The following is a 13804-nucleotide window of genomic DNA, read 5'->3' as shown; positions in this document are numbered from 1 at the left end:
CTACGTATTCCTCACCACAGCTTCACAAACAGTTACAAACTCAGCTAACGGGAATAATTACGAAAATGGCTGGTTAAGGATGTTTCTTACCTCGACAAAACTGATCGGTTTGTCAAGGAAATAATCCGCACCTTCTTTATATGCTTCTTCTCTCAGGTTGGTCATTGCACTCATCATGACAATTTTGATCCTTCTTCCGGAATTGTCGTCTTTTATATGCCTTATTTCGTTAATTCCCTTGCCGTCGGGTAAGTTATTGTCAATAAATATCCAATCGGGACTTAATTCTTTTATACAATTCATTCCTTCCAGCAACGAAGATGCCACCTTGACAGTCGTATCCGGAGTCTTAATATTTAATTGCCTAACTAGAAAATTGCGCATCAATATCCCTAAATCCTTTTCATCCTCAATAATTACAATTTTCATAGCGATGTGTTAAAAATAGATTTTTTTTCATTTTTACGGAGGTAACAGACCACAATAGTGCCTTGTTTAGTAATAATAAACATCAGGTTAAAATAATCCTGCCATTCAAATTGCTGTAGAAAAGGTATTAATTGCAAATGAGTGAACGGTACAGAATGATTCCGGATCCTGGCAAGGTTGTAGAATCATTGTCCCTCTTTTCCGCTTTATAGGAACATTCATTTACAGAATTTCAAACCACATCTTTGCCGGTTAAATGCGGATTTCAGCGCAACTGATTCATTTTCAAATAATTGCTTATACTGTGAAAAGCGGAAACCGGAATTGGTACAGGTTTTTGATAGGTGTTTGCATTAAAGAAATAAATTATCCACAACTAACAGACTTGGATCATGACCACCAATAAAATTATTTTGGGCGTTTTAGCAGCTGCTGCGGCAGGAACAATCATCGGATTACTCTTCGCACCTGAAGACGGCGATAACACAAGAAAGAAAATCAAGAAAAAAACCAATACACTTGCCAGAGATCTGATTGATGCGCTTGAAAAAAGCAAGGCAAAAGCCACAGATACAGCTGAAAATATCAAGGAAGAAGGAAAAGCTTATAAAGATGCTGCTGTGAACAAGGCAGAAGAGTACAAGGATACAGCAAAAGAGGAAATCAACAAATTCTAAATGATGTAACTTCCGGCCAGGCGTATATTCTTGTTGGCCGGAAGTATTGCATTTTCATCAGAGACTTCATCCGGGATATGAAAACATTAGTAGCAGATTCACAAAAAAGTAAGGCAAAGTCAACGGTTTTGCAAAATGCCAGTTACTTAAAGGATTTATTTCTAGAAGGTTCAAAAGGAATCAGCGGAAAAGGAAATGCTTCGGGAATAGGAGCCATCCTAACCAATACGGCATTCAAAGGATTGCCTGCGCCGCTCAGGCTTCTTGCTCCTATTGTTGTTGAAAAGGTAATTATCAAGCATGGCGTTCCGCATGGACGGGAACTGTTGCTGAAAGGTCTGCGCTGGGTTAAAAAGGCAACGGATGAAAAACCGGTTGTCAAAAGATAGTAACCAGGAATATTTACATTCACCGGAACCCTTCCTTTAAAGAAGGGTTTTTATATGCCCTTGCTTTTTACAGGCAAGGGTTTTACTCATATATTTGATATTGTCGGATGAATTACGAAAATCCGGAATACATAAGCTTTGTGAAAGCACAGCTTTCAGTCGGGCATAAAGTAAAATTTATATATTCGTTCAACCGAAGAATATGTCGGCTACGTGCAGGAAATGAAAAGTAACATGGTGAAACACCAACGGTTAGTCGCAGAAAAATTAATGATGAGGAGTGATGCTTGTTAAATAAATCCCGGTGCTGTGCAAATCAGAGACAGCGTTAAGTTCGGCAAATCCGCTCATGTTCATATTTGTGAACAACCTCTACATTCTGAATTATTGTACTCATAATGTGGAATTAACTACGCAATCTTTATAAACAAGCTATTCTTTAAAGGTAGATTAGATAAAGAATTGTAAATTTAAAGCACGTAACAATAAAGCGGCTTGGCTTTACCCGTTTAGATTTAATAGTACTTAATTTTACCCTTGGTTGCTATATGCAAAGACAGACGCAGACGCAAAGACAGACACTGAAATATTCTCCCTTGCAAATCCAGATGCTGAATTTACTGCATTTGACTACAATGGAGCTTGAGCAAAGAATAAAGGAAGAATTAGAAGAAAATCCGATACTGGAAGAAGGCAAGGAGGACAATGCATCAGAAGACAGCAGTGACGAGGCTCAGGACCCGACGGACGCAGTAAATTCAGGCGACGATACTTCAGTTCAGGATTATTACGACTGGGATGAGTTCAGAGACGATGATATTCCTGACTATAAAACATATGCAAACAATCAGACGGATGACAATGAGTTGTATACGCGTCCAATGGTGGAAACAATTTCATTCCGGGATGATCTGAAACAGCAGATCCATTTCTTAAGATTAAATGAAAGACAGCAGCTGGTTGCTGATTTTATACTTGATTCGCTGGATGAAGACGGTTTTCTGAGAAGAGAAAGCGAAGTAATTGCAGATGATATTTCTTTTGCCAATAACATGTTTATCGATACGGATGAAGTAAACCTGATGCTGAAAGTAATCCAGCAGCTTGATCCGCCCGGAATCGCAGCAAATGACCTCAGAGAATGTCTGCTGATACAGCTCAACAGGATGGAAAATCAGGATGAAACCTGGAAATGGGCTTACCGGATCATATCGGATGCGTTTGATGAACTGGGTTCAAGAAACTACGACAAGATCATGCGAATTACCGGGCTCGACGAAGAGTCCCTCAAGAAAGCCATTCAGCTTATTACCACCTTAAACCCGAAGCCGGCCTCCGGATTGCGGAACGATTCCATTATCAATGAAAGCATCAAGCCTGACTTTATGCTTCGGTATACCGAAGACGGTGAAATAGAAGTTCAGCTTACGTGGGGAAACAGCCCTGCGTTAAGGCTTAACAAACTGTTCACCCAGATGGCTGAACAGAAGAACGACAAGGCCACAAACCAGTTCCTTAAAAACAAGATGAACTCGGCCAAATGGTTTATTGACGCGATCAAGCAGCGGGAAAATACGATGCTGAGCACGCTGAAAGCCATTGTCAAGCTTCAGTACGATTATTTCCAGACCGGAGACGTCAAAAAGCTGCGCCCGATGATCCTGAAAGACGTGGCGGAAATCATCGACATGGATATTTCAACCGTTTCCAGGGTTACTACAAACAAATATGTCCAGACTCCTTTCGGGATCGTTTTGCTGAAAGATCTATTTACCGAAGGCGTTACGAATGAAGATGGTACCGAAGTTTCCAACAGGGAAATTCAGGAAGCAATAAGAGAAATAGTGAGTGAAGAAGACAAAAGGCATCCCTACAACGATCAGCAGATTACAGATATGCTTTCTGTTAAAGGCTATTCAGTCGCCAGAAGGACGGTTGCCAAGTATCGGGAACAGTTAAACATTCCGACTGCAAGACTGCGAGTAACTATATAAACGTTAAGAATAACTATACAAAAGCTTGGAACAAACTAAGTTTAAGCCCTAAGAACCTGCATGAAAAAAATTGTTGTTGTTGATGACGAAGCGGATATCTGCTTCTTGTTAAAAAGATTTTTATCAAAGAATGATTTTATCGTAGAAACAGCGCAAAACGGAAAAGACGGTCTTGCATTGATTGAATCCATTTCTCCTGATCTGGTGATGACCGATTTCCGTTTGGGTGATATTACCGGAACGGAGCTTCTTACTACTATCAAAACAAAACGTCCAAACGTTCCTGTACTGATCATAACCGGATACTCGGATATAAAAGTGGCCGTGAATGTAATGAAGCTGGGTGCTTACGATTACATTACAAAGCCGCTTTTCCCCGATGAAATTCTGGTAACTGTAAAAAAAGCCATTGCAGATGCAGAATCTACAAGAAATGAAGAAGCGGAATATATCTCGCCGGTTGCCGGCGGAAATACAAGCGAGCCTGTAAAGGCACCGCGCAAAGGTTACTCAAGATCGAAATCCGGCTATGTAATGGGGCAAAGCGATGTCTCGGACAATCTTTTCCGGCAGGTCGATCTGGTTGCCCCGACCAATTTCAGCGTCATTATTTATGGTGAAAGCGGTTCCGGAAAAGAAGCGATTGCGCAGGAAATACATAACCGGTCGAAAAGAAAAGACATGCCGTTTGTAGCCATGGACTGCGGTGCAATTTCCAAGGAACTGGCTGGCAGTGAACTGTTCGGTCATGAAAAAGGATCTTTTACCGGTGCATTGCAGACGAAGATCGGCCATTTTGAAATGGCAAACGGAGGAACATTGTTCCTGGATGAAGTCTCCAACCTTTCGTATGAAATCCAGGTTGCGCTGCTGCGTGTCGTTCAGGAACGTAAAATGCGCAGGATCGGTGGTTCCAAAGAAATTGACCTGGACGTAAGAATCATCGTTGCAAGTAATGAAAGACTGCTGGATTCGGCCAAAAACGGGAAATTCCGCGAAGACCTTTATTATCGTTTCAATGAATTTACGATTGAAGTGCCGGCACTTCGTAACCGGAAAGACGATCTGATGCTGTTTGCTTCTACATTTCTTGAAAATACAAATGCAGAACTGAACAAGAATGTATCCGGATTTTCGGAAGAAGTAAAAAGTGATTTTCTCAACTATTCATGGCCTGGCAATTTGCGCGAGCTGAAGAATGTGATCAAAAGGGCCACATTGCTGTCTGACGGCGATCTGATCGAAGAAAAATCATTGCCGTTTGAAATTGTAAATTACAGAAAACTGAAAGATCTGGATGAAGAGCCGCTTCCTGTGGTGACAAGCACGGTCAGCATTGCAGAGCCGGTTGAAACGGACGATTCCAAGCCAAGTCTCAAAACAGTTGCCAATGAAGCCGAATATGATATGATCATGCAGGTTTTACGTGATGTCAATTTCAACAAAAGCAAGGCCGCCCGGTTACTGAATATCGACCGGAAGACGCTTTACAACAAAATGAAACAATTTGATATTTAATTACCGGCAACTGAGCAGGATGAAAAAGAATGAATAACAAACTAATTAAGGTTCTTCTAGTTGATGACGATGAGGATGATTATTTCCTTACAAGAGAATATTTCCAGGATCTTTTAAACTGGAAATTTGATATTACATGGAGTTCTACGTTCAGGGAAGCTGTAAAGAACATCAAGGAAAACAAATACGATTTGTATCTGTTTGATTACCTTTTGGGAGAAAGCACCGGAATAGAACTGATCGAACAGGCATGTCAGCTGGATTGCGAAGAGCCCATTATCCTGCTGACCGGAAAAGGCGATACCAAAATTGCCGTGGAAGCGCTTCGTCTCGGAGCTGCGGATTACCTTATCAAGAGTGAACTGGATGCCGAAAAGCTGGAAAGAAGCATCCGCTATGCGCTGGAAAGAACCTCGGTTCTGAAAGCATTAAGGCACAGTGAAAGAAGGTACCGGCGTATTTTTGAAGAATCGAATGACTTTCTGTTCATCAGCGATCTGGCCGGAAATATCATTGACTTCAATACGTCGGCAAGCGTGCTTACAGGTTACTCGGAAGAAGATCTGAAACTGAAGAACATTCTTGAAATCATTGAGGAACCTGAATTCGAAACGGACTGGGAAAATATCAAAGACCATACGATTCACGATCAGGAAGTGCGGCTGCTGACCAAAGACGGTGACAAAAAATACTGTCTTTTTTCTGCATCGGTGGAAGTAGATGACGATCATGCATACATTCAGGGACGATTGCATGACATGACCGCCAGAAAGCAGTCGGAGCGGGAAAGGCTGTTTTCTGAAAAAATGGCTGTTACCGGCCGTTTGGTACGCATGCTTGCACATGAAGTCAGAAATCCGCTGACGAATGTGAATCTTTCGGCAGAACAGCTTGAAATGGAGCTTGTCGACGAAGACCAAAAATTTTATACACAAATAATAAAACGTAACTGCAACCGGATCAATGATCTGATTTCGCAGCTTCTGCAGCCTTCGAGCTCGGCGGATATCGAGCTTGTGGAAAGTTCCGTTCACCTTGTTCTGGAACAGGCCATCGGTGCTGCGCTGGACCGTGTTCAGCTAAAAAGAATCCAGATCGTCAACCATTTTGCAGAAGAGGAACTTGCGCTGCCGCTGGACCCGGTTTCTCTCCAGATGGCGTTTCTGAACCTGATTACCAATGCCATTGAAGCAATGGAAGAAGATCAGGGCATCTTGCGGATCACAACAAAAAACCAGGGAGATTCCATTCAGGTTATTTTTGCGGATAACGGCTCGGGCATCAGCGAAGAGCACATGGACAAGATTTTTGAACCTTACTTTACCGGTAAAAACAACGGTATGGGCATTGGTTTGTCTACAACCATGAGCATCATCCACGCGCACCACGGACGCATTGACGTGCAGTCGGAAGTGGGCGTCGGAACTACTTTTACGATCAGTTTTCAGGCAAGTAACAATCAAGAGAAAGCAGGTAAATAAATTTTGTCTGCCTGCAAACAGATTACGGTTCTGCTTTTTAAATTAAAACGGCAATGACATGCAGCTATTTACCCGCACATCATTGCCATTTTTCAGTTAAGCCAATCTCTTCTTGCGGTTGAAGAAATCGTAAATAATCGGGAAAATCAGCAGCGTAAGTACAGTCGCCGTGATCAATCCGCCGATGACGACGATTGCTAGCGGTTTCTGCGTTTCGGAGCCGATTCCGGTGGAAGTTGCAGCGGGTAAAAGGCCGATTGCCGCCATCAGCGCAGTCATGATCACAGGCCGGATTCTTGATTTGACACCTTCCCGGATTGCTTCATCGAGTGACATTCTTGCTGCAAGGTTTTTGTTAAAGACCGAAACCAGGATCACACCGTTCTGGACACAAAGACCAAACAGGGCAATAAAGCCTACGCCCGCCGAGATACCAAAATTCATGTGTGTAACGTGCAAAGCAAGGATTCCGCCAATTAAAGCAAAGGGAACATTGATCAGCACGAGGCCTGCGTCTTTTGCATTGCTGAACATGATAAACAGCAAAATGAAAATACCGATGAGACTAACCGGAACAACCTGACTGAGCCGGGCAGTGGCACGCACCTGATTTTCAAATTCTCCGGACCAGTTTACCGAATAGCCTTTCGGCAAAGATGAAAGCAGCGGCTTTACACGGCTTTGTGCATCAGCAATCGTACTGCCCAGATCGCGTTCCCGGACCGAAAATTTTACGCCGATAAAACGCTTGTTGTTGTCGCGGTAAACAAATGCCGGGCCGGTTACCGTGCGTATAGAGGAAATTTCCTTCAGAGGTATTTTTCCGCCCGTGAGCGTAGGAACCATCAGCTGCTGAATGTCATCTACGGTGCGGCGGTACTGCTGTTCGTAACGCAGCCGGATATCGAACTTACGTTCGCCTTCATACAGTATGGAAGCCGTTTTTCCGCCGATTGCCATTTCTATAACAGCTTGTGCGTCAGCAATGCTTACACCGTATTGCGCCATCAGATGATCATGCAGGATGACACTTACTTCCGGCTGCCCGATATTTCTCAGAATACCCGCATCCTTGATTCCGGGTACATCTTTGATTGCATCGAGCACTTCATTTGCCTTGCTGTTCAGCGTTTCCAGGTCATCGCCGTAAATTTTTACCGCATTGCTGGCGTTCATTCCGGCTACGGCTTCGGCCACGTTGTCGATGATCGGTTGCGAGTAATTGTAATTGATTCCCTGGAACTGTTTCAGCTTTTTGTCCATTTCTTCAATCAGCTGATCCTGTGTGATTTTTCTTGTCCATTCTTCTTTGGGTTTCAAATTTACCTGCATCTGGACGTAGTAAAACCCGGACGGATCGGTTCCGTCATTGGAGCGGCCGGTTTGTGACAGTATGCCGTTTACTTCCGGAAATTCGTTCAGCTTGGCACGCAGCACCGACACCATCTTGATCGTTTCATTGAGCGAGCTGCTCATCGGCATTTTGGCTTCCACCCACAATGCGCCTTCGTTCAGCGTAGGCAGAAATTCCGTTCCCAGAAACTTCGCGGAAAACAGGCTGATCACCAGAAATGCCGTTGCCAGCACAACGCTGAGCCTTTTGCGGGAATAGCACCATTCAAAGCCGTTGCTTACGATGCGGTCGAAAAAGCGGACAACCGGATTGCTCTTTTCCCGTACATTTTTATTTAAAAGAATAGAGCACAGCACCGGAACGAGCGTTAGCGTGTACAGCAAAGCGCCGAGCAATGCAAAACCCAACGTATAAGCAAGTGGGGTAAACATTTTTCCTTCCACTTTCTGAAAGCTGAAAATAGGAATCAGTGCCGTGATGATGATCAGTTTGGAAAAGAAAATGGCTTTTCCCAGTTCTCCGCCCGTTCTTTTCACCAGCCCGAGTTTGGACAGTTTGTTATAGCGGTCCATTCCGTTGCGGTGCGCCAGATGATCCAGCGCCACAAAAATCCCTTCCACCATCACAACAGCCCCGTCTATAATAATCCCGAAGTCAATTGCACCCATGGACAAAAGGTTTGCCGACATGCCCTTTAATTTCAGGCACATGAATGCGAACAGCAATGCCAGCGGAATAATGATGGAAACGATGACCGTTGTACGCCAGTCGGCCATGAATATGAAAACGATGACGGTGACAAGCACAATTCCTTCCACCAGATTGTGCTTTACGGTATGCGCACAAAACTCAATCAGATTGTCGCGGTCGTAGAAAGTGACCATTTTTACATCGGGCGGCAGAATTTTGGTGTTCAGTTCCTCCACCTTATCCTTTATACGCGCAAGTACTTCACTCGGGTTTTCGCCCTTGCGCTGCACGACTATTCCTTCCACCACATCGTCGTTTCCATCCAGCCCGGCTTGTCCGACGCGCGGCATATCCGATTCCTTTACGTCTGCCACATCTCTTACAAGCACCGGATTGTCTTTGACAAACTCGACAATAATGTTCTGAATATCCGGAATGGAGTTCAGAAGTCCGATCCCGCGCACGACATATGCCTGACCGTTTTTCTCGATTATATCACCGCCTACATTAACATTGCTTTTGGTAACGGCCTGATAAACTTCCAGCGGCGTAATGTTGTATTTTACCAGCTTGGTAGGATTTACCTGCACTTCATATATTTTTTCACGTCCGCCGAATGCAACTACGTCGGCAACGCCCGGGATACTTCTCAGTTGTCTGTCGATAACCCAGTTGTGCAGCGTCAGTAATTCGCGGCTGTCGCGGTCTTTGCTTTTCAGGGTAAACCGGAATATTTCACCGGTCGGGCCATACGGCGGCTGGACGTCGGGTTCCACGCCTTCGGGAAGCGATATGTTCCGAAGCTGGTTATTGACCTGCTGCCGCGCAAAGAAATCTTCCACGCCATCATCGAAAATGATCTTGATAATGCTCAGTCCGAACATGGTCGTGCTGCGCACGTTGGATTTCTGCTGTACCGAATTCATGGCAACCTCGATCGGCACCGTTACAAACCTTTCGATTTCCTCGGCGCTGCGGCCGTTCCACTGCGTTACTATAATGATCTGCGTATTGGTTACGTCGGGAAAAGCTTCCAGCGGCGTATCGCGGTAACTTACGATTCCGGCAACAATGAGCAGGCCGGTCATAAAGAATATGAAGAACCGGTTTTTCAAAGAAAAACCTACGATTCCCCGAATGAATTTATTCATCTTTTACTTTTGAATAAGTGAATCCTGATTGAATAATGACCCGCTTTGAAACTTGCACTTAATCATTCAGCGCGTCATAAACGAGCAGCTGATTTCTGGAAATAACCGTTTCGCCGGGTTTAAGCCCGTTGCTGATGTAAGCGCGGTTGGCAAGCGAACGGTACACTTCTACCGGCCGGGTCTCGATGTTCGAGCGGCCGTGATAAACCATCACCCAGTTTTTGCTTTTGTCAAAAATGATCGATTCGGCGGGTATGGACTGCATTTCGCTGCCTTCCTCAAAATTCAGGCTTACCGTTGCATGCATTTCAGGTTTCAGCTTGAAACCGGCATTCTGAAGCTGGATTCTGATTTTCATGGCTTTGGTGTCAGGATCAAGAACATTGTATATTTTATCAACTTTCCCCTTGAATACTTCATCCGAAAAGCTGATTGTGCGGACATCGGCTGGCATCCCGAGCTTGACACGCGGAATGTCGCTTTCATTGACATTGGCCATTACCCATACATCCGTAATTTGCCCGACTGTAAAAAGGCTTTCGGAGTTATCGGAACGCAGCTGCATGCCACGGTTTACGTTTTTGTCTATGATAAATCCGTCTATTGGTGATTTAACAATGTAATTGGTGGATTTTCCAAGTCCGTAAATGGAAAATATTTCCTTTACACGGCTCAGTTCCGCTTTTGATTTATCCACCATTTGTCTGGCCGTAATCACGTCTTTTTCCGGAACCAGCTTGCTTTCGAAAAGGTCTTCCGTAGAAGAAAGATTTTTTTGTGCGATCAGCAGGTCGGATTGTGCCTGAATCATTTGTCTTTCAAAATCAGCTACTTCACCGGATCTGATCGTAGCGAGTTTCTGGCCTTTTTTAACGTTGTCGCCGAGTTCAACGTTTACTTCTTCGATATTTCCGCCAACCAGCGGGTACACTTTTATAATCCGGTTTTCGTCCGGAACCACTTTCCCGACCAGTGTCAGTTCATTCCGTACCGGCTCGGTTTTCACCGTGTCCAGCTTTATTCTGCTCATCATCGTATCGGAAAGCATAAAAGCTTTTGATTCTTCCGGCTGCTCTTTCCGGGTATCGCACGCGGTCAGCCATAAGCTGCATGCAGCCAGCATAACCATGTAAAATGGACTTTTCATCGGGAAATTATTAAGGGCAGATGCCATGATATTTGAAGTTTTATCCTTGTTATCTTTTATTATTGAAACAGTTCTTCGCCGACGACAAAATTCAGCTCTTCGTAAACCTTGATGCGGTCGGCCTGAAGACGGTTATATTCCCGGATGCTTTCGTTGTAAGTTTCAATGAAGTCGATGAATTCCAGCAGCGTGATATTGCGTTTCTGGAAATTTTCAAAAATACCTTTGCTGAGCAGTTGGAACTGGTCTGTAAACTGGTTTTCCACGCTCTGATATGCTTTTTCTGCAATGCCGACTTTCTGTACGGCAGCGTCAACTTCATTCAGGATACTGTTTTCTTTCAGCGTTTCGGCCGTTTTATTATAATTGATATTGCTTTTGGCCGCCCGGATATTTCCCTGGTTCCGGTTAAAAAACGGAAGCGTCATGGACGCCGACACGCCGAAATAATTGTTCACATAATTGCTCGCCTGATCGTAAACCGCGCCGATCTGCACGTCCGGTTTGGCAAGGGCTTTCTGCAGTGTATAGTTCAGCTCGGCCTGCTTGGTTGAAGACTGCGCAATTTTGAGGTCACTGCGGCTTTGCAATGCTTTGTCCTTTAAAGCAGCTGCGGTGTAATTTTCAAGCTGGTATTTCTGTATTTCCGAACTGTCCACAACTGCTTTGACGGGCCGCTCCGTGTTCAGCAACGTGCGGAGGTCGCGCTGGTTTTCCTGAAGTTCAAACAAAATATCCGCGCGGTCATTGGTAAGCTGGAAAAGCAGCGCCTTTAATCTCACCACTTCCTTAAGCGAGATATTTTGCCTGTTATATTCCTTTTCAAAAGCAGTTACCGTAGTCTGAAGCGTATTGATCTGGTTGTCGTACAGCGATACGGTCTGGCCAAGATAATAAGATTCAAAGAAAATTTGTCTGAGCTCGAATTTCAGCGTTCTGATAAGATCGTAGAATTGGTATTCACTTTTCCGGGACGATTCAATATCCAGTGCGACTTGCTTGTTGCGTTTGCCGGCACGCGTAATCAGCTGCTGTACGTTAAATGCTTTTTGTCCCTGCTTGCCGACGTCAAGCAATCCTCTGGACGGATTGTAAGCACTGATTTCTACACCGAAAACCGGATTGTTCCAGAGCCTGTCCTGAATTTCAATCGACTTGGCAATGTCGATCTGATATTTTTCAGCCAGGATTTCCAGATTGTTCTGAAGAAACAGGCTGTCTGCCTGCCGCATGGAAAGCTTTAATGTATCCTGCGCATGCAAAGCGCCTGAAATACAGATGAAAAGCGCTATAATGTAAACTCGCATAATCTTTCTTTTAGAGTATGCGATATTCCGACTTCAGTATTACAGGAGGCTTAGAATAAAGTTAGAAAAAGATTAGAAAAAGGCATTGCGCCGCTCAGACGTGATCAAGCTGTACCTGAAACTCGCTTCCCTTGCCGGGTTCGCTGGTTACCGAAATAACGCCGTGATGCAGTTCCACGATCCGCTGGCAAATGGAAAGACCGATACCGAAGCCGGGCAGCTCGGCGGCATTCGATGAGCGGAAAAAAGGATTGAAAATATGAGGCAGATCTTCCCTGCCAATCCCGATTCCCTGATCGCTGACTTTGACAATGCACGATTTTTCATTGGATGAAATCAAAATCCTGGCGGTATGATCGGCTGAGTACTTGCATGCATTATCAAACAGATTGGAAAAAACCCTTTTCAGCAGTTCTTCATTGCCTTCAATAACCGTTTCATTTTCATTCTCCGGAATCGTTTCATAGTCAATTTCAACCGTGTAATCCGGATGCGATGATAACAGTTCTTCTTTTGCCAGAAAAGCCAGGTCTTCAATGTGAATAGGCGCCATTTTCATGCTGCTCATATTCTCGTACGAACGTGCCAGAAAAAGCAGGTTATTGGTAATGCTGATCAGCCTTTCGGTATCCGAAAACAGATTGGAAAACACTTCTTCCAGGTCCGGATCGCTTTTGGTAAACCGCTGGCCGAGCTGGATTTCGGACTTAAGTGCGGCAAGCGGCGTTCGCAGTTCGTGTGAAGCGTGCGAAACAAAGCTTTTCTGCTGCTCAAATGCTTTGTGCAGCCGGTAAAGCACCGTATTGAAGTTGATGGCAAGCTGCGCAATTTCATCTTTCCGGTTGCCTTCGTCCAGTTTCAGGGAAAGGTTCTGTGCGGTAATGAGTGAAACCTGCTCGTTAATGCGGCTGATCGGCCGGAGCGCATTGCCGGCAAAATAAACACCCAGCCCGACCGTCACCGCAATTCCGGCCAGAAGTCCCCAGCCGAGCGTACTTTTCAGGTTATTCAGTTTGCTGTGCCCGAAAGTATCGTAAGCCGTTGCGAGTACAACCAGCGGCTGGCTTTCTTCCTGATAAAGCAGCCCGATTACTTCACTTTCACCCTGATGAAATTCCATGTACTTCTTTTTCCGGACGTCATTCAGTAAAGAGGTGCGGTACGTAAGCAGTTTGTCGTCAACACTGGAATAAATCAGTTCATTCGCGGAATTGAAGATCAGGACTTTTTCATCCAGCATTTCAGAAAGCGTATTCTGGTCAATGGCTTTCAGCAGGTCTTTGTCGATTCCTTTTACTTTTACAAGAAGCCGGCACGTCGTCCTTGCACGGCTTTTCAGGCGGTCATAAAATTCTTCCTGTCTGTAATGTTCGGAAACACTGTAAATCGCAATGGAAAACAGCAGCAGAATCGCGGCTACCAAAAGGGTAAACTGGAAAGCGATGCGGTCTTTGATTTTCATTGCTATTCTTCCTTCATAATGTAGCCCATTCCCGGACGCGTATGGATCAGTTTGGCCGTAAAATCCTTGTCTACTTTCTGGTTCTTCCCCAATTTTGGTGGTATGTATGTGCATTGTAAATTACCATTTAGGCGTTCAGACTTATCATGGATGCCACTTGTCTGATTTTTCCTTCTTCCGCTGAAACATTTAAGGTAACAGCCCT

The 13804-nt window shown here is 44.6% G+C and carries 10 protein-coding genes and 1 pseudogene; 5 read left to right on the top strand and 6 right to left on the bottom strand.

The window, feature by feature from the left end:
* Positions 1-57: 57 nt before the first annotated feature.
* Complete coding sequence (locus FEM33_RS10935; protein ID WP_139012067.1) at positions 58-429, bottom strand: response regulator; 372 nt, start codon at positions 427-429, stop codon at positions 58-60.
* Positions 430-821: 392 nt separating this feature from the next.
* Here FEM33_RS10935 and FEM33_RS10930 point away from each other — a divergent pair, with 392 nt between their 5' ends.
* The 5 genes from FEM33_RS10930 to FEM33_RS10910 all read left to right on the top strand — a co-directional run bounded on the left by FEM33_RS10930 (position 822) and on the right by FEM33_RS10910 (position 6488).
* On the top strand, positions 822-1106 hold the full coding sequence (locus FEM33_RS10930; protein WP_139012066.1) for a YtxH domain-containing protein: 285 nt from the start codon (positions 822-824) through the stop codon (positions 1104-1106).
* A gap of 77 nt (positions 1107-1183) precedes the next feature.
* Complete coding sequence (locus FEM33_RS10925) at positions 1184-1495, top strand: hypothetical protein (protein WP_139012065.1); 312 nt, start codon at positions 1184-1186, stop codon at positions 1493-1495.
* Positions 1496-2043: 548 nt separating this feature from the next.
* Positions 2044-3489: an RNA polymerase factor sigma-54 gene (gene rpoN, locus FEM33_RS10920; RefSeq protein ID WP_139012064.1), complete on the top strand. Its 1446-nt coding sequence runs from the start codon at positions 2044-2046 to the stop codon at positions 3487-3489.
* A 60-nt stretch (positions 3490-3549) separates the two neighbouring features.
* A complete protein-coding gene (locus FEM33_RS10915; RefSeq protein WP_139012063.1) occupies positions 3550-5007 on the top strand; it encodes a sigma-54-dependent transcriptional regulator in 1458 nt (485 codons plus the stop codon).
* Between the two features lie 29 nt (positions 5008-5036).
* Entirely contained in the window at positions 5037-6488 is a 1452-nt protein-coding gene (locus FEM33_RS10910) for a hybrid sensor histidine kinase/response regulator (RefSeq protein WP_139012062.1), read from the top strand.
* Between the two features lie 96 nt (positions 6489-6584).
* On the opposite strand, the gene FEM33_RS10905 is transcribed toward FEM33_RS10910, so the two are convergent.
* The 5 genes and pseudogenes from FEM33_RS10905 to FEM33_RS26700 all read right to left on the bottom strand — a co-directional run.
* Complete coding sequence (locus FEM33_RS10905) at positions 6585-9683, bottom strand: efflux RND transporter permease subunit (RefSeq protein WP_139012061.1); 3099 nt, start codon at positions 9681-9683, stop codon at positions 6585-6587.
* A gap of 58 nt (positions 9684-9741) precedes the next feature.
* Positions 9742-10812 carry an efflux RND transporter periplasmic adaptor subunit gene (locus FEM33_RS10900; RefSeq protein WP_374756426.1) on the bottom strand — a complete coding sequence of 357 codons (1071 nt, stop codon included), beginning with the start codon at positions 10810-10812 and terminating at the stop codon, positions 9742-9744.
* A gap of 77 nt (positions 10813-10889) precedes the next feature.
* Positions 10890-12137, bottom strand: coding sequence for a TolC family protein (locus tag FEM33_RS10895; RefSeq protein WP_139012060.1), 1248 nt, complete (start codon positions 12135-12137; stop codon positions 10890-10892).
* A 94-nt stretch (positions 12138-12231) separates the two neighbouring features.
* Positions 12232-13599, bottom strand: coding sequence for a sensor histidine kinase (locus FEM33_RS10890; RefSeq protein ID WP_139012059.1), 1368 nt, complete (start codon positions 13597-13599; stop codon positions 12232-12234).
* A 2-nt stretch (positions 13600-13601) separates the two neighbouring features.
* Positions 13602-13804 (bottom strand): annotated as a pseudogene (locus tag FEM33_RS26700) (hypothetical protein); the annotation flags it as partial.

It is taken from the genome of Dyadobacter flavalbus (assembly GCF_006149045.1).
In the GTDB taxonomy this organism is placed as follows: Bacteria; Bacteroidota; Bacteroidia; order Cytophagales; family Spirosomataceae; genus Dyadobacter; species Dyadobacter flavalbus.
The sequence above is the reverse complement of the archived record's forward strand: the minus strand, read 5'-3'. Positions and strand labels throughout refer to the sequence as shown.